This window comes from Corynebacterium suicordis DSM 45110 (assembly GCF_015351405.1).
Taxonomy (GTDB): domain Bacteria; phylum Actinomycetota; class Actinomycetes; order Mycobacteriales; family Mycobacteriaceae; genus Corynebacterium; species Corynebacterium suicordis.
The window spans coordinates 189,987-205,591 of record NZ_JADKMY010000001.1; the positions used below are offsets into that span (position 1 = coordinate 189,987).

The 15,605-nt window shown below is 60.5% G+C and carries 16 protein-coding genes and 4 tRNA genes; 10 read left to right on the top strand and 10 right to left on the bottom strand.

The window, feature by feature from the left end; all coding sequences use genetic code 11:
- Positions 1 to 40 precede the first annotated feature (40 nt).
- Entirely contained in the window at positions 41 to 1,360 is a 1,320-nt protein-coding gene (locus tag IRY30_RS00845; protein ID WP_309826050.1) for an aminotransferase class V-fold PLP-dependent enzyme, read from the top strand.
- Here IRY30_RS00845 and IRY30_RS00850 read toward each other — a convergent pair whose 3' ends face one another.
- Together IRY30_RS00850 and IRY30_RS00855 are read right to left on the bottom strand one after the other, a co-directional pair.
- Complete coding sequence (locus IRY30_RS00850) at positions 1,361 to 2,485, bottom strand: Gfo/Idh/MocA family protein (RefSeq protein WP_194555530.1); 1,125 nt, start codon at positions 2,483 to 2,485, stop codon at positions 1,361 to 1,363.
- 50 nt (positions 2,486 to 2,535) lie between these two features.
- A complete protein-coding gene (locus IRY30_RS00855) occupies positions 2,536 to 3,522 on the bottom strand; it encodes an NAD(P)H-quinone oxidoreductase (protein ID WP_194556491.1) in 987 nt (328 codons plus the stop codon).
- Positions 3,523 to 3,616: 94 nt separating this feature from the next.
- On the opposite strand from IRY30_RS00855, the gene IRY30_RS00860 reads away from it, so the two are divergent.
- Positions 3,617 to 3,704 (top strand) — tRNA-Ser (locus IRY30_RS00860).
- Positions 3,705 to 3,757: 53 nt separating this feature from the next.
- Here the strand turns inward: IRY30_RS00860 and IRY30_RS00865 are convergent.
- The 4 genes from IRY30_RS00865 to IRY30_RS00880 form a co-directional block, all read right to left on the bottom strand.
- Positions 3,758 to 4,123: a GNAT family N-acetyltransferase gene (locus IRY30_RS00865; RefSeq protein WP_194555531.1), complete on the bottom strand. Its 366-nt coding sequence runs from the start codon at positions 4,121 to 4,123 to the stop codon at positions 3,758 to 3,760.
- A gap of 88 nt (positions 4,124 to 4,211) precedes the next feature.
- Complete coding sequence (locus IRY30_RS00870) at positions 4,212 to 4,979, bottom strand: hypothetical protein (RefSeq protein ID WP_194555532.1); 768 nt, start codon at positions 4,977 to 4,979, stop codon at positions 4,212 to 4,214.
- Complete coding sequence (locus IRY30_RS00875) at positions 4,972 to 5,424, bottom strand: carboxymuconolactone decarboxylase family protein (RefSeq protein WP_194555533.1); 453 nt, start codon at positions 5,422 to 5,424, stop codon at positions 4,972 to 4,974. Before IRY30_RS00875 ends, IRY30_RS00870 begins: the two co-directional genes overlap by 8 nt.
- Positions 5,421 to 6,470: a pyridoxal phosphate-dependent aminotransferase gene (locus IRY30_RS00880; RefSeq protein ID WP_194555534.1), complete on the bottom strand. Its 1,050-nt coding sequence runs from the start codon at positions 6,468 to 6,470 to the stop codon at positions 5,421 to 5,423. The genes IRY30_RS00875 and IRY30_RS00880 overlap by 4 nt, the downstream gene beginning before the upstream one ends.
- Before the next feature lie 113 nt (positions 6,471 to 6,583).
- Here IRY30_RS00880 and IRY30_RS00885 point away from each other — a divergent pair.
- A tRNA-Ser gene (locus IRY30_RS00885) sits at positions 6,584 to 6,668 on the top strand.
- A 324-nt stretch (positions 6,669 to 6,992) separates the two neighbouring features.
- Positions 6,993 to 7,065: transfer RNA gene (locus IRY30_RS00890), tRNA-Arg, on the top strand.
- 106 nt (positions 7,066 to 7,171) lie between these two features.
- On the opposite strand, the gene IRY30_RS00895 is transcribed toward IRY30_RS00890, so the two are convergent.
- Positions 7,172 to 7,483 carry a hypothetical protein gene (locus IRY30_RS00895; protein ID WP_194555535.1) on the bottom strand — a complete coding sequence of 104 codons (312 nt, stop codon included), beginning with the start codon at positions 7,481 to 7,483 and terminating at the stop codon, positions 7,172 to 7,174.
- Positions 7,484 to 7,536: 53 nt separating this feature from the next.
- Positions 7,537 to 7,698, bottom strand: a complete 162-nt coding sequence (locus tag IRY30_RS00900) for a hypothetical protein (protein WP_194555536.1) — start codon at positions 7,696 to 7,698, stop codon at positions 7,537 to 7,539.
- Positions 7,699 to 7,757: 59 nt separating this feature from the next.
- Here IRY30_RS00900 and IRY30_RS00905 point away from each other — a divergent pair, with 59 nt between their 5' ends.
- Positions 7,758 to 9,167 (top strand): dihydrolipoyl dehydrogenase family protein, encoded by a 1,410-nt coding sequence (locus tag IRY30_RS00905; protein ID WP_194555537.1) that lies wholly within the window; start codon positions 7,758 to 7,760, stop codon positions 9,165 to 9,167.
- A 21-nt stretch (positions 9,168 to 9,188) separates the two neighbouring features.
- Here IRY30_RS00905 and IRY30_RS00910 read toward each other — a convergent pair whose 3' ends face one another.
- Complete coding sequence (locus IRY30_RS00910; protein ID WP_194556492.1) at positions 9,189 to 10,190, bottom strand: prephenate dehydrogenase; 1,002 nt, start codon at positions 10,188 to 10,190, stop codon at positions 9,189 to 9,191.
- Positions 10,191 to 10,234: 44 nt separating this feature from the next.
- On the opposite strand from IRY30_RS00910, the gene IRY30_RS00915 reads away from it, so the two are divergent.
- The 5 genes from IRY30_RS00915 (at position 10,235) to IRY30_RS00935 (ending at position 14,278) form a co-directional block, all read left to right on the top strand.
- Complete coding sequence (locus IRY30_RS00915) at positions 10,235 to 10,765, top strand: tRNA adenosine deaminase-associated protein (RefSeq protein ID WP_228502467.1); 531 nt, start codon at positions 10,235 to 10,237, stop codon at positions 10,763 to 10,765.
- A complete protein-coding gene (locus IRY30_RS00920; protein ID WP_410374637.1) occupies positions 10,713 to 11,261 on the top strand; it encodes a nucleoside deaminase in 549 nt (182 codons plus the stop codon). The genes IRY30_RS00915 and IRY30_RS00920 overlap by 53 nt, the downstream gene beginning before the upstream one ends.
- 122 nt (positions 11,262 to 11,383) lie before the next feature.
- Positions 11,384 to 11,548 carry a hypothetical protein gene (locus tag IRY30_RS00925; protein ID WP_194555538.1) on the top strand — a complete coding sequence of 55 codons (165 nt, stop codon included), beginning with the start codon at positions 11,384 to 11,386 and terminating at the stop codon, positions 11,546 to 11,548.
- Between the two features lie 180 nt (positions 11,549 to 11,728).
- A tRNA-Ser gene (locus tag IRY30_RS00930) sits at positions 11,729 to 11,819 on the top strand.
- Positions 11,820 to 11,863: 44 nt separating this feature from the next.
- The gene (locus IRY30_RS00935; protein WP_194555539.1) at positions 11,864 to 14,278 is read left to right on the top strand and encodes an MMPL family transporter; all 2,415 of its coding nucleotides are present in this window, start codon (positions 11,864 to 11,866) and stop codon (positions 14,276 to 14,278) included.
- On the opposite strand, the gene tgt is transcribed toward IRY30_RS00935, so the two are convergent.
- Positions 14,275 to 15,570, bottom strand: coding sequence for a tRNA guanosine(34) transglycosylase Tgt (tgt, locus tag IRY30_RS00940; RefSeq protein WP_194555540.1), 1,296 nt, complete (start codon positions 15,568 to 15,570; stop codon positions 14,275 to 14,277). The genes IRY30_RS00935 and tgt overlap by 4 nt on opposite strands.
- Between the last annotated feature and the right edge of the window lie 35 nt (positions 15,571 to 15,605).

Below are 15,605 nucleotides of genomic sequence, written 5' to 3' on the forward strand. Positions count from 1 at the left end.
GCGCGGTCTTTACTCATCCTTGTCGGATGGGTGGACGTACGTGAACGCCCAATCCCGCCCGCAGGTACCCGAGCGCGTCTCCTCCGCAGTCTCCCGCAGCTTCCGCACGGCACCTCTCCTTGAGCAGGCAGAGACCGTCAGTGGCACCCACTCGCGGGCACACATGGTGGGCCGGAGGATTGGCGATGGTTTCGTCCAATCCGCCCGCATCGCCATCGCGGATCTGGTGGGTGGTCGCCCGGAATGCGTGATCCTGGGTGCCTCCCGGGCAGCCCTAATGGGGCATCTCTCCACCGCGATGAGCCGCCAGCTCAGCCTGGGCAGAGAGATCGTGCTCACCCGCGTGGACTCCCCGGCAAACATTGAGCCCTGGCAGCGCGCAGCTGATCTGTACGGCGCACGCGTGCGCTGGGCAGAGCCCGAACTGGCCACCGGAGTGCTTCCCACCTGGCAGTTCGCGGAACTCGTGAATCCCGATACCGCCGTGGTGGCCGTAGCCGCTGCCAACGAGTTCGTGGGAACAGCCACCAATGTTCGCGCCATCGCGGACACGGTGCATGCCAAGTCTCGCGGGCTCGTGGTGGTGGATGTGAACGCCGCGGCGCCGTACCACGTGCTGGATATCGACATGATGGGCGCGGATGTGATGGCCGTTGACCTGGGATCCCTGGGTGGGCCATCGGTGGGAGCGCTGATCTTCCGCGATGAATCAATCTTTGAGACCGTGCTGCCCCGCTCAGTGATGAATTCCGCAGCTCAAAGCCGGGCGTATCGCGAGTCAGTGACCGTGCCTCCTGTCGTAGCACGGGCACGAGCGGTACTAGAACTCGGTGGATTGCCGGAAGGACTGTTGGGAGGAGTGCCCGCAGCCGTAGATCATTTGGCAAGTTTGGATGATGAGGCGCGGGGGACGAGGCGGCGTCGGCTAGAAAAGGCCGTGCCCCAAGCAACCGCCTACATGAACGGCCTGGCCAAGCACCTGGTCGAGGGGCTGCAGGACCTTGGTGTGGTGCACGTGATCGGTGTGGATGGAGATTTCGACGACACCCCTGCCTCCTTCGATGCTGTCCCTCGCATCCCGCGGGTGAGCTTCATGGTGGAAGGAGTCTCCGCCGCCACGGTTCAGGATCGACTCCTGGGCAACGGTTTGGTGCCTTCGGTGGCAGATCGCGGGGAATCCATGCTCCTGGAGCGGATGGGTGTCTTCGAGGAAGCTGCCAGCGGGGCACATGCGCGCCGGGCAAAGACTCCGGCTGCGGCGACAAACGCTGGCCCCGGCGCGGTGGTGATCGGCCTGAGCCCCCACAACACGGTGGGGGACATGGAGCAGATCATCCGCGTGGTGGCCTCCCTGCGCTAGTTAGACCTCTTCGGGCTCGATGCCCACCAGCTCTTCATCCTCAGGCTTCCTAGGAGCGGGGATGGATACTGCCTGATCTGCAGTGATGTGCTGGGAACGCTCGGCTGGCTCGAGGGTCTGCGTCTCACCTGTTTCCAGGCTGCGCAGCACGGCCTCGCACACGCGGATATCCATGAGGCCTTCTTCGCCATCGGCTTCCGGACGCTCACCATTGGCCACGCACTGCAGGAAGTAGCGGGTTTCGCCGGCGAACTGATCCTTGGCGCTGTACTCCTTGGTCTCGGGGCCATTGCCGGTATCGATGAGGTAGCTCAGCGGAGCATCGTCGCCCCACTGGAAAGCAGCGTTGGACTGCACATAACCTTCGGATCCGGACAGGGTGAAACCCTGCTGGCCGACAGTGGCATAGGACGCGGTGAACTGAGCGGTGCGGCCGCTGGCAAATCCCAAAGTGACGGCCACGGTGGGCGTGACCTGCAGCTCGGAGCCATGCTGTTCGGAGCCGCGCTGTTCCGCACCAATGGCGTGCACGGTGGTTGGTTCCTCGCGGTAGAGGTTGCGCACAGTGTTCAGCGGGTATACGCCCAGGTCAGGCACGGGGCCGGCCCAGAAGCCCTGCTTTCCGCGGTGGTTGTCCGGGTTGATCATGTGGCCGAAGGAGGAGGTGAAGGTGCGCAGCTCGCCCAGTCCACCGGATTGCACGAGTTCCACCAGATCCAGGAAGAAAGGATCGTTGTGCATGCGGTAGGCCAGCATGAGGGTGGTGTTGGTCTTGTTGGCGGCATCGATCATCCGCTGGCAATCCTCTACGGAGGGAGCCATGGGCTTTTCACACAGCACGGGAATGCCCGCCTCAAGTGCGGGAATGGTGTATTCCGCGTGCTGGTGAACTGGGGTGGCAACGTATACGGCATCGATATCGCCGGAAGCCAGCAGTTCTGCGTACTGCTCGTAGGAATATCCGGGCACACCGAAGTGCTCACCCTTGGAGGGATCGGAGCTGACAACTGCGGCGAGTTCTGCCTCTGGAAGTTGTGCCAAGCCCGGGATGAATGCCTGTTGAGCGATCTGTCCCGTGCCAACAACTGCGAATCGAGTGATGGTATTTTCTGTGTTCGTGGTCATGCTTTCCACGCTACAGAATTCCTGATGAGCAGCAGGCTAGCTCGCAATTCCTAGCGCGCGATCTCCAGCACGACCTTGCCGGTGACTTCACCATCCAGCAGTGCCTTGTGCGCCTTGGCCACATCCTGGATAGGCATCACGCGGTCGATGTGGTGCGTGATGCGACCATCGGCCAGCATCGGCCACACGTTATCCGCCGTGTCCTTGACGATCCGCGCCTTATCTTCCTTATCGCGGTAGCGCAGACCGGTGGCGCTGAGGTTGCCGCGCTTGTTCAGCAGCTTGCCGATGTTCAGCTCGCCCTTCACACCGCCCTGCATACCGATGATCACGATGTGTCCGTCCTTGGCCAGCGCGCTGAGGTTCTTATCCAGGTACTTCGCACCGATGATGTCCAGGATCACATTCGCACCGCCGTGCTCCTTGAGCACCTCCGCGAAATCCTCTTCCTTGTAGTTGATGAGGATATCCGCGCCGTACTTCTTGCACGTCTCCAGCTTTTCTGCAGATCCAGCAGTCACGGCCACCTTCGCGCCCAGCGCCTTGGCCAGCTGGATTCCGAAAATGCCGATGCCGCCCGCACCGCCGTGGAACAGCACGATATTACCCTCATTCACCCGAGCAGTGAGCATGATGTTCGACCACACCGTGCAGGCCACCTCCACGATGCTGGCGGTGTGCTGGAGGTCAAAACCCTCCGGCAAAGGCAGCAGCTGCCCCTGGGGAACAGCCGCGAACTGCGCGTATCCGCCACCGGAGAGCAGCACGCCCACTTCATCGCCGTCCTTCCATGGCGTGCCATCTGGCCGGGTGGTTCCGTTGGCCTTTTTGACGACGCCACTTCCCTCCAGCCCCATGATCTCCGTGACCCCCGCCGGTGGCGGGTAGTGACCGGCTGCCTGGAGGGTATCCGCGCGGTTCAAGCCGGCAAAGTGCAGCTCCACCAGCGCCTCGCCTTCTTTGAGCTCAGGCAGGGGGGCTTCCTGCCAAGAAAGAGAGCTGGGATCTTCAGGATTGTTCTGGATGATGGCTTGCATGGTGTTGTTGTCCATACGCCCCACACTAACTAACGACGAGACAATGCCGTGGGGTATGGTGTGATGGCATCGCCTGAGGCGAGCAAACACTCTTGGAAGTATGGCAGAGTGGCCGAATGCACTTGTCTTGAAAACAAGCGATGGGAGACCATCCGGGGGTTCAAATCCCTCTACTTCCGCCATAGAAAAGACCCCGGTTCAGTATTCGAACCAGGGTCTTTTGCTGCTTGGCTTATTAATCCTGCAGTGCGTCGAGGTGAGCCTTCGTGGTCTTGTTCACGTGCTCCGCGTATTCAGGGTGCTTTTCCACCCAGCCTTTCACGAAGGGGCACACGGCGATGATGCGCTTTCCATCGGCGATGGTCTGATCCAGCGCCTCGCGAACCAAGACCGAGGCCAGGCCTTGGCCGGCGTATTCGTCCTTGACCAGCGTGTGCGGGAAGATTCGCTCGGCAGGTTCGGTGTCTGGCACGTCCACGAACTGCGTGAATCCGGCCACGTTGTCTTCGCCGTTAACGCGGATCTCAAAGGCTTGGCGGCCTTCCTGACTGCCGATTGTTACCTGGGTGCTATCTGGTTGAGCGCGATCTGATTGCGCCATGATGAAGTCCCTTCAGCGAGCTCGAATGCCGCATTTTTGCGTGACTGTTGCGTAATGAATTGCCGAGTATAGCGCGGGCAGGGAGCCCTCAGCCCACGCGCAAGATTCGTGCAACCTTGGTCAATTCGTGTTGAGCACCGGATTTATCGGTGAACTTCAGTGCTGCCCCGGTTTCGCACTCGTCGAGTCGCTGCCACTGCAGCACTCGGGAGTGAACCTCGCGTCGTTCCTGCTCCCATAGGCGCAGAGTCTGATCCACGAGGATTGTCGAGTTATCCTCCAACTGAACCAAATACGTGTCCCCACTCCACTGACTGTGTCGAGTGCCGCTGAGGTTCAACCCCTCGAGCTCGTCTGCTTCACCGCCGTCCAACTCGGGATCCAGCGCCCGCATTTGCCGGATGACTCCCAAGCGATGACTGATCCCATCCATGTCCTTGACCTGCAAAGGCTGACCCGCCACGCATTTCCCCAACTCAGAAACCTGCCACACACCGGGCTGGGGCTCATTTTCAGAAATTCTCCGCGCTCGCTTTGCACCAGGATTGGCCGTGGTGCGAACCACGATCCACGCCTCTTCCCCGCGAAAGTTCAGACTGATCTTCCTGTCCGGCCCCTCCGTCTCAATGAAGACACAGGCGGGTTGTTCAGAGGTGGCGTCGGGAAAAGAAAGGGAAAGAGGAAAATCCCGCCGCACCTCACGGAGCGCATCCACCACCTCCGCATCCGAGGAATTCAAGGCCACCCCGCGGGCCTGCAACTGCGCCCAGATGTGGGCCAGGGTCACATCCGGTTGTGCCTCCCACGTGCGGGAAAGCTCGTCAAGGACGGAGGGGATGCGTTGCGGGTCACGCATCCGCATCATCTTCGTGGGCAATGGTGATGCGGTTGAAGCTGTTAATGGAGATGGCCAGCCACTCCATCGCGGTCAGCTGCTCCGCGGAGAAGTGCTGCGCGGCTTCCTGGAAAGCCTCCGGGAGTAACCCCTCGGCAGGCACTGTGAAGGCGTAAGCCAAGAGCAAAGCGGCCTGTTCATCGGCGGAGAAGCTCTCATGGCGGATCGCTGCCTTCGGCTCCATGTACTGCAGAATCTGCATCTTCTGCTCATCCACGCCGAGCTTGCGCGCCTCGCGGGCGTGAGTGGCCCAGCACTCCTCGCAGCCATTGATGCTGCTGGAGAGCAGATTCATCAGCTCTGCAGTGCCTCGATCCAAGCCGGAATCACGGATGCCTGCGCGCACGGTCTTCAGCATGCTGACCAGCGACTTGTACTGCGGGGTGGTCCGATACGCCGGGGTCATAGGCTATCCAGCGCCTCGATGAGCTGGTCCATTTCTTCCTCGGTGGTGATGGTGATGCGCACACCCTCGCCCGCGAAACAACGCGCGATGATCCCGCGCTCCTTCAGCGCCACATCCATCTCCTGGGCCTTCTCGCCAAGCGGTAGCCACACGAAATTCGCCTGGCTGGGCAGGGCGCGGTCACCGAAGTAGGCCTTGATCCGTTCCCGTTGTTGGACCGTCGCCTCCACGCGCTCGGTCAGTTCCTCTTGTGCCTTAAGTGACGCCAAACCCGCCGCCTGTGCCACCGCATTAACCCCGAACGGAATTCCGACTTTGTTGACTGCGCCGATGAATTCCTCCGCACCCACGATGTAACCCAGGCGCAACCCAGCCAGGCCATACGCCTTGGAGAAGGTGCGGCAAACAGCTAGGTTTTCGTACTCATCAAGCAGTGCAGCACTGGGGCTGGTGCCGGAGCGGTCGTACTCGGTGTAAGCCTCGTCCAGCACCACCTGCACATCCGCCGGAACGCGATCCATGAAGGCGGTGAATTCATCCTTGGTGATGGTGGTGCCGGTTGGGTTATTCGGGTTGCACACGAAGATCAGACGAGTGTGTTCCGTGATGGCCTCCAGCATCGCCTCGAGGTCATGCTTGCCCTGCTCATCGAGCGGAACCGGCACGGGAGTGGCCGCGGCAATCTTGGCCAGGATTGGGTAGGCCTCGAAGCTGCGCCATGCGTAAAGCACTTCATCACCAGCAGCGCAGGTGGCCTGGATGGACTGCAGGCACAGCGCGGAAGAGCCATTGCCCACGGAGACGTTCTTCCAGGTCAGTGGCATCTTCACGCCATCCCGCTGGGCTACGAAGCTCGCGAGCTCACCACGAATATCCATGGCCGCCATGTCTGGATAGCGGTTGAGGGAGGCGGTGGCGTCGGAAATAAAAGACGCCACGGAAGGCAGCGGCGCCAAGGAAGATTCATTGGACGCCAACTTCAGCGCGCCGGGGATAGTCGCGCCGGGAATATAGGCGGGAAGTGAGGTGAGGTCTGGTCGAATCATGGTCTTACTTTAGCCGTGCGCGGAAGGTGGGAGGTGTTTTGGTGAGGTGCGATGGCCCCGTGTACTCTAAGAAACGGTCAATCGGAGATTTCCTTGTAGGAATCTTTGGACCTGGAGGCGTGCCAGAGCGGCCGAATGGGACTCCCTGCTAAGGAGTTGTCTCGCAAGGGACCGCAGGTTCAAATCCTGTCGCCTCCGCAACTTCGACAGAACGCAACCGTGTGAGCTGCCCGAAGCTGCCCAGTAACTTGTGGTGAGGTCTGGGAGTAACAGCTGCGAACAGTGTTGTGGGGCGTGTGGTGCGCCTGTGGTGGTTCGCAGGGATTGTGCCCGCGGATGCGTTCTGTCGGAGTCCTTTTTTATTTCTTCTGTTTTTTCGACGCCAGCCTTGAGCTTCAGCGGTTAGTAAAAACCCTGGTCAGGGCGAGAAAAGCTGAGAATTTTGTAGAAGCGTGAGGGTGTGTGTAAAGTAATTCCTCGTTGCACAGCACGTCACGTGAACACGTGATATGCACCAACAATGCGCCCGTAGCTCAACGGATAGAGCATCTGACTACGGATCAGAAGGTTAGGGGTTCGAATCCCTTCGGGCGCACAATCACCCCAGGTAGAACATAGTTTCTGCCTGGGGTTCTTTTGTGCTTGTGGGGTGGGAGTGGCTAAAAAATGACCAAAAAGTTGATCGAATACGTAAGCAATGACTAATCGAGGGCTCTCCGCTGGATCAGAATGGCCAGAGGTGCTGTAACAACGAATGCCTCTGGGATGTGCCCATATGAAAAACCAACAATCGCGGCGAAAATGACCACGACCAGAACGTGCCCAATCCACTCAAAAGCGAAAGCAAGTAACCCGTACAGATTGTTTGGTTCATGAGGGTCATACATCGTAGATGTCTTACGGTAGAAAGCCACCATGAAGGGCAGCATGATCACCGATATGGCAAACGTATTCAGGTAAGTGCCGGGCTCCACGCCGTGGATGAACCTCTGAATAATCTCGGAAAGAAACATGGAATTAGTTCTACGTCATTCCGCCCAGATCTGTGAGGGGAGTTGTGAGCTAATCACAGCCACATCTCTTCTTGCTTAGCCCTCTTTTCGAGGATTGGGGCGGCCAGGGGGATGGTTGTCGCATTCACCCCACTTTTTGTCATCCCGGTTTTCGCGACCTGGGCTTTTGCAAGGCGGCTGTGCAAAAAACGGGTTGAATGCGACATTTCAGACATTGCGTGGTTTCTGCCTGGGGGGATCTCCGCGATTTGCACGGATAGCTACCATCGAAAAGATGAGCGATTCAACATCCAATAGTTCAGACATTCTCAACGTCGATATTGCTGTCATCGGCTGGGGTAAAGGTGGCAAGACTCTCGCCGCGACCCTTGGCGGACAGGGCAAGAAGGTTGCCATGATCGAAGAGTTCGAGGAAATGCACGGCGGTACCTGCATCAACATCGGTTGTGTACCCACCAAGACGCTGATCCACGACTCTGAAATGGCGCGCGCGCAGCAGTCCGATTCAACAGGTGCAGAGACCGCTGCCGAAGCTTGGTCACAGGCTGTTGAGCGCCGCGACCAGCTGATCGAGAAGCTCCGCGGAGTAAACCACGGCATGCTCGCGGACGTTCCTTCCGTCACGCTGGTTTCCGGGCGCGGTCGTTTCGTGGCGCCTAAGGAAATTGAAGTCACGCACCAGGGCAACACCCTGCGGGTGCAGGCGGAAACCATCATCATCAACACGGGTGCCGTGCCCGTGATGCCGGAGATCCCTGGCATCGATTCCCCGAAGGTGCACACCAGCACATCTATCCAGCACGTGCAGCCTCGTCCTAATTCCCTGCTGATCGTGGGCGCGGGACCAATCGGTTTGGAATTCGCCTCCATGTTTAATGGCTTCGGTACCGAGGTCACGGTGCTGGACCGCGGAGAGAAGATCCTCCCTCGCGAAGACGAAGAAGTTGCCGAGGCCGTGGATCAGGTGCTGCAGGATTTCGGTATCACCTTCCTGCACTCCTCCGGCCTGAAGTCCATCGAGGAAGACGGCACGGTGGAACTGGAAATCAACGGCAGCGCAGAAAAGCGCCAGTTCGATGCGATTCTCGTTGCCATCGGTCGCCGCCCAGCTACCGATGATCTGGGCTTGGACAAGGCCGGTATTGAGACCACTGACCGCGGTGCTGTCCAGGTGGATGAGTACCTGCGCACCAGCGTCGATGGTGTATTCGCAATCGGTGACGTGGCCGGCGGCCAGCAGCAAACCTATCTCTCGCTGGATGATTTCCGCGTGGTGCTGGATCAGTTGACCTCAGACAACCCATCCCGCAGCACCGATGACCGCAAGGCCGTGCCTGCCACCATCTTCCTCACCCCGCCGTTCTCTTCCGTGGGGCTCACGGAAAAGGATGCCCGCGAGCAGGGCAAACAGATCAAGGTGGCCACCCAAGAAGTGGCAAAGATCAAGGCAATGCCTCGCCCCAAGGCGGTCAATGACCCACGCGGGCTCATCAAGTTCGTGGTTGATGCGCAAAGCGATGAGATCCTGGGCGCGCGCTTGTTCCACGTGGATTCTCAGGAGGTCATCAACCTGGTGAGCTTGGCAATGCGCGCGGGCATCACCGCCACCGAGCTGAAGAACGGAATCTGGACTCACCCTTCATCCACCGAGGCTCTCAACGAAACCCTCGGCCAGCTGAAGTAGGCCCAGCCAGACCGACCCCAGCTAGAAGATAGCGATCTGCGCGCCCATGGATTCCGCAGATTCCAACTGGCTCACCCAGCCAGCGGTTCCCGGGCGCACGCGGATGATCGGCCGATTGGTCTGATCGCCCTTGTTTCGCCCAGCCCTGGCCTCGAAGCGGCCGCGCGCAGCATGCCCGTCTCCGGCCAGCTCGCGCAGGTTCCGGGATTCGTCCGCCAGGCAATCACGCGCTTCCTGCAGTAATTCCAAGGTTTGATCCAGTGCCGCGACCAGCGAGGATCGGTTGTTCTCGCACATCGCGCGCACCAATTCCGGCGCGGTTCCCGCCACGCGCGTGCCATCGCGGAAGCTGCTGGAAGCCAGGGTCAAGGCCAATGGCCCGCCGAAATCTCCCGCCACCGCCAGCGCCTCAGCCATCACGTGTGGCAGGTGGGAGACGCGCGCGACAGCTCGGTCGTGGCGTCGGGAAAGAGAAGGAACCACATCAGAACCGACCAGCTCAGCCATGGTCACCACGCGGGCCCAGGTCTCCACCCAGCGGTCATTTTCCTCGGCAAGATCCACGGCGTTGTCATAGGTGACCACCCACACGGCACCCTGGAACAGGCCCTCGAGCGTCACGTTCCACCCGGAATTCGCAGTGCCGGCCATGGGGTGGCCGCCCACGAAGCGATCCGAGAGGCCATGCTCGGTCACCAGCGCGTGTACCTCTTCCTTCACGCTGGTCACGTCGGTAAAGCCCACGCTCGGCGCGTGCTCGGCCAGCGCCTCCAACAGCCCCGATAACGCATGCATGGGCACGCCCAGCACCACCAGCGCATCGTCCTTTTCGGCTCGCTGCAACGTGGCGGCTAGGTCACCTGAAACGTCGAAACCATCGCGCTGAGCTGCGGTAACAGTCTTCTCGCTGCGGTTCCATCCGTACACGCCTCGCCCGGCCGCTGCGAGATCGCGCATGAGAGATCCCCCGATCAGCCCCAAACCCAGGATGCAGACCGGACGTGTGTCTTCGGAAATATTCAGGTTCACGCTACCTAGTTTGGCACAGGACGGCTAGCCTAGTCCCCATGAGCATGAGCGAAAATTGGGAGCAGCCCACCTTTGCGGCCGCAGCACACAACGGGCCAGATGGCTGGAACGTCCGTGTGCTCCCCGAGCGCACCCTGCTGAGTTTGGATGATTTGCTGTCTAACCTGCGCGAATCCCGCGAGGAGGGCGCTGTGTTGGGCTTGGTGTGCGTGGAGGATGATTGGGTGGCCATCGTCCGTCCGGTCCCTTCTGGGATGCGGGTTCTTTTATCCGACGCCACCGCTGCCCTCGATTTCGATTTGGCCTCTGACCTGCTGGATGAGCTGGATGTGGATGCTCCGGAAGAGGCGGATGCTGATTCCGATGAGCCCTGGCCGGAAGGTGATTTCGGTTTGCTGGAGGATCTCGGCGCTGGTGAGCAGGTGCTCTCCGTGATTTTCGATGATGATGACCTCTACGGCGCTGCCCAGTTGTTCCGCGTGGCCGATGAGGTGGGCTTCGCTGAAGAATTGGCGGATGCCACGGGGTTGGACCTGGATGAATACCTGCTGGCCGATGGGGATTTCTGAGCCCATCATTGGCGCGGGCCTGCCGGCGGAAGCAGCGCACGTGCGCGCTGAAGCCTGGATGCGCCGAGCACTTGAGGTAGCTGCACTGACCCCGGAGGGAGATATCCCGGTTGGCGCGGTGATCTATGGCCCCGATGGGCGCGAGCTGGCCACGGGAACTAATCGGCGAGAAGCAGATGCGGATCCCACGGGGCACGCGGAAATCGCTGCTATCCGCGCTGCCGTGAGTGAATTGGGGGATGCGTGGCGCCTCGAGCAGTGCACGCTGGTGGCCACGTTAGAGCCGTGCGCGATGTGCGCGGGAGCTGCAATGGGCGCGCGGATCAGCAGCATTATTTATGGAGCGCACGAGCCCAAAACCGGGGCGTGCGGCAGCGTATGGGACGTGCCCAGGGAAGCCCCGCTGCACAAAGCGCAGGTGCGCGGTGGCGTATTGGAAACTGAGTGTCAGCTGCTGATTAGCAATTTTTTTGCTGGCTTGCGGTCAGTGGAATAATTTTCACGTATTCTCGGCAACGTGCGACCCCAACGGGTTATGGCTTGATCGGGATCGCCTTAAGTAAGTACGAGAAATTGAAACGAATAATCGACCCCTAGCGGGTTGAGAAGGAGACAAACATGGGCCTCGGAGACTTGGGCGACAAGGCAAAGCAGTTCGCTGGAGACAACCAGGACAAGATCAAGGATCAGTCCGACAAGGTTATCGACAACAAGCTGGACGGCGACAAGGCCGATAAGGCACGCGACGCTCGCGACAAGGGCTTGGATTCCCTCGGAAACTAAGCGTCCCGCAAGTGCTGGAAAGGGCTCGGCTACCTGCCGGGCTCTTTTCTTTTGCCTAATTGGTCTTTTGCCTAATTGGCGAGATGAACCCAAAATCACCCGCCGGATTTTGGCCGCCCGTTTCCACTGCTGCTAGGCTGAGCAAGTCTTTTCTTAGCCTCAATGGTTATCAAAGACGCTGGTGGCGTGTCCGAGCGGCCGAAGGTGTTCGCCTCGAAAGCGAATGTTGGGTAACCCCCAACCGCGGGTTCAAATCCCGCCGCCACCGCCAAAACTTATCTGGGGGATCCGCCTGGGGGCTGGAAGGATTTTTTCGTGGCTAAGTTTCTCTTCAAGTTGGCTCGCTTTTGCTACACCCACGGCAAGCGGATCATCGCAGTCTGGCTGTTGCTCCTGGTGGGCGTGGGCGCTGCGGCGCTGTCGTTCCAAAAGGGTTTTAACGATATCTTCGAGATCTCGGACATGCCCTCCACCAAGGCCACCGAGCTGCTGATTGAGAAGTTCCCCGGCACGGAAAACCCCGCTGCCGCTGCCACCGTGAACCTGGTCTTCGAAGCCCCTGAAGGCCAGCGGCTGGATCAGCCGGAGTACATGCAGGCCATGGACAAGACCGTGGAGTCCATCCGGGACAATGTTCCGGACTTGGGCGCTGACCTGCAGCTGAACAACCCCGTGACCATGAACGGCGAGTTGCAGAAGCAGCTCACCAAGCAACTGACCGACCAAGGTCTACCGGAAGTAGCTGCCCAGGCCGATGCCGAAAACCTACGCACCTTCTCCGAAGACGGTCGCTATGGCACCGCAAGTTTTGATTACGACGTAGACCTCCCCGCCGACGTCACCGATGAGGACCGGCAAGCTGTTTATGATGCCATCCAGATCTCCCGCGATGCCGGACTAGAGGTTGAGGTGGGCGGCCCAGGATTCGGCGATCCAATCGCCGTGGAGCCAATCTCCGAGGTCATGGGCCTGGTAGTTGCCCTGATCATCCTGTTCGTCATGTTCCGCTCCTTCCTCACCGCCAGCTTCCCGCTGGTCACCGCGGTGGTGGGCGTGGGCCTGGGCGCCCTGATCACGGTGGGTGCCACGGCATTCATCCCGCTGAATTCCATGACCCCCACCCTGGGCATCATGCTGGGCCTGGCGGTGGGCATCGATTACGCCCTGTTCATCATGGCCCGCTTCCGCGACGAGCTCCGCGAAGGCCGCGACCGCCTCGACGCCATCGGTTTGGCCGTAGGCACCGCCGGTTCCGCAGTGGTTTTCGCAGGTCTGACCGTGATCATCGCGCTGGTCGGCATGCGCCTGGCCAACATCCCCTTCCTCTCCTACATGGGTTACGCGGCTGCCGCCACGGTCCTGATTTCCGTGCTGGTGGCGCTCACCTTCCTGCCGGCCATCTTGGGCCTGGCGGGCAAGCGCGTTTTTAAATCCGACGCCAACCTCGGCCACTCCCGCCATGTCGAAAAGGCCGTGCCGGTCACACCTGAGCGCGAGTCCTGGGGCACCAAATGGGTGAAGATGGTGCAGCGCGCGCCGGGCATTTCCTTCGCCATCGTGGTGGCCATCCTCGTTTCCCTGACTCTTCCCGTGATGAACCTGCAGCTGTCTTTGCCTTCGGATAAGACTTCAGTGGTGGAGTCCACCCAGCGCAAGTCCGCGGAGATGATCGAAGAGGGCTTCGGCGCGGGTCGCAACGCGCCAATCCTCGTGGTGGTCAATGCCGATGAGGCGGATGAGAATTCCCCGGCTCTGGAGACTTTGGTTTCCGCCCAAGATGAGGGAGACCGGAAGAAGGCGGCGCAGAGGGCGTCGTTCCTCTACACAGTGGAACGCATGGGGGCCAACGTGGATGTGCGCCATGCACAGCTGGCGGGGCAATCCGAGGATGGCAGCGCGGCACAGATTCTGGTGACTCCCGAATGGGGTCCAACGGATCAGCGGACCGTGCAGCTCATCCATGCGTTGCGCTCGCAGCAGGCGGAGATTGAGGCGGAAACTGGCGTGGAGATGGGCATCACCGGGCTCACTCCGATCCAGCAGGACGTGACGGATTCCCTGTCCAAGGCCATGCCTATCTATCTGGCGTTGGTGGTGGGCTTGGCGCTGGTGCTGCTGATGATGGTGTTCCGCAGCCTGGCGGTGCCGCTGATCGCGGCTTCCGGATTCCTGCTGTCCGTGGGTGCGGCGTTCGGTGTGACCGTGCTGTTCTGGCAGGATGGCCTGTGGGGTCTGTGGGATTCGCCCGGCCCGTTGATCAGCTTCATGCCGATCTTCCTGATCGGTGTGACGTTCGGCTTGGCGATGGATTACCAGGTGTTTATCGTCTCGCGCATGCGCGAGCGGTACGTGCAGCAGCGGAACCGACTGCGCGATGGCGGCGAGTGGGACAACGAGAACTCGCTGGTGGATGACTCGGTGGTTGGCGGCTTTGGCCTGGGCGCCCGCGTGGTGACCGTGGCCGCGCTGATCATGATTGGTGTGTTCGCCAGCTTCGTTTTCCAGCCGCTGCCGTTCATTCAGATCTTCGGTTTCGCGCTGGGCGCGGGCGTTTTGTTCGACGCCTTCTTCATCCGCATGACAGTGGTACCTGCGCTGATGATGATCTTCGGGCGCTTCACCTGGTACATGCCGAAGTGGTTGGATAAGCTGCTACCCACCGTGGACGTGGAGGGCGCCGCGCTGGAAAAGGCTTTCGAGTCTGGTGAGCTGGGTTCCAAGAAGCGCTAGCTGAGCCGCTGCTCCCACTCTGGCCCGTAGTAGCGGGACATGAATTCCTTGCGGTATTCCACGAAGCGTCCCTCGTTGATGGAGGCGCGTACGTTATCCACCAGCTGGATCATGAAGTGCAGGTTGTGCAGCGTGCACAGCGTGCCCGCCAGAAATTCCTTCGCCTTGAGCAGGTGATGGATGTAGGCGCGCGTGTAGTTCTCGCTGGTGTAGCCGCCAACCTCGGCGTCGATAGGTGTGAAGTCCCGTTTGAACTTCGCGCCCATCAAGTTCATCCGGCCATCCAGGGTGTACACGCCACCGCGGCGGCCCAGACGGGTTGGCGCCACGCAGTCGAAGGTATCCGCGCCGGAGGCCACGGCCACGAAGATGTCATCGGGTTCGGAAATGCCCAGCATGTGACGTGGTTTGTTATCCGGTAGCTCCTCGGACACCCAGTTAGTGATGGTGCCCAGGTTGTGTTTCTCCAGCGCACCACCGATGCCAAACCCACCGAACCCGCGCTCGCCACGTGCTTCCGCAGCATCAGAGAGTTCCACTAGTCCGCGGGCAGCGTGGCGTCGAAGATCTTCATACTGCGCGCCCTGCACCACGCCCCACAAAGACTGCAACGGGCGATGCGAACGGGCCTGGGTCTGCCGCTCATGTTCCTGCAGGCACCGTTCCGCCCAGCGGAGGGTTCGCTCCACGGATTGTTCCTGGTAGGAGCGGGTATTGGCCAGGGTGGTGAGCTCATCGAAGGCGAACATGATGTCCGCGCCCAGCTGGTGCTGGATCTGCATGCTGATCTCCGGGGTGAAGCGGTGCTTGGAACCGTCGATCACGCTGCGGAAGTCCACGCCCTCCTCATCCACCACGGCCATGCGCTTTTTCTGCTGCGCGATGATGTCCGACTTTTCCTTGCCACTCATGTCCATGGCCAGCACCTTCTTAAAGCCCTGACCGAGGCTCATCACCTGGAACCCGCCGGAATCCGTATAGGTGGGGCCGTGCCAGTTCTCAAACGTAGCCACGCCGCCGGCCTCATCCACGATGTCCGAACCCGGCTGCAGGTACAGGTGGTACGCGTTGGAAAGCACCGCCTGCGCGCCGGTGGTGTGGAGCTGCTCCGGGGTCAGCGTCTTCACCGTGGCCTTGGTGCCCACAGGGATGAAGGCGGGGGTCTGGATATCACCGTGCGGGGTGTGAATCACGCCCGTGCGACCCTGCGGCTCCCGATCCATCGGCCCATCAAGGGTGTCCGCGAGTCGAGTGTGCAGGTCGAAGGTGATGTCCTGGCGCTGATTATCCATGGGAGTAGACCTTACCGCGCGAAACCGCGAGTTCT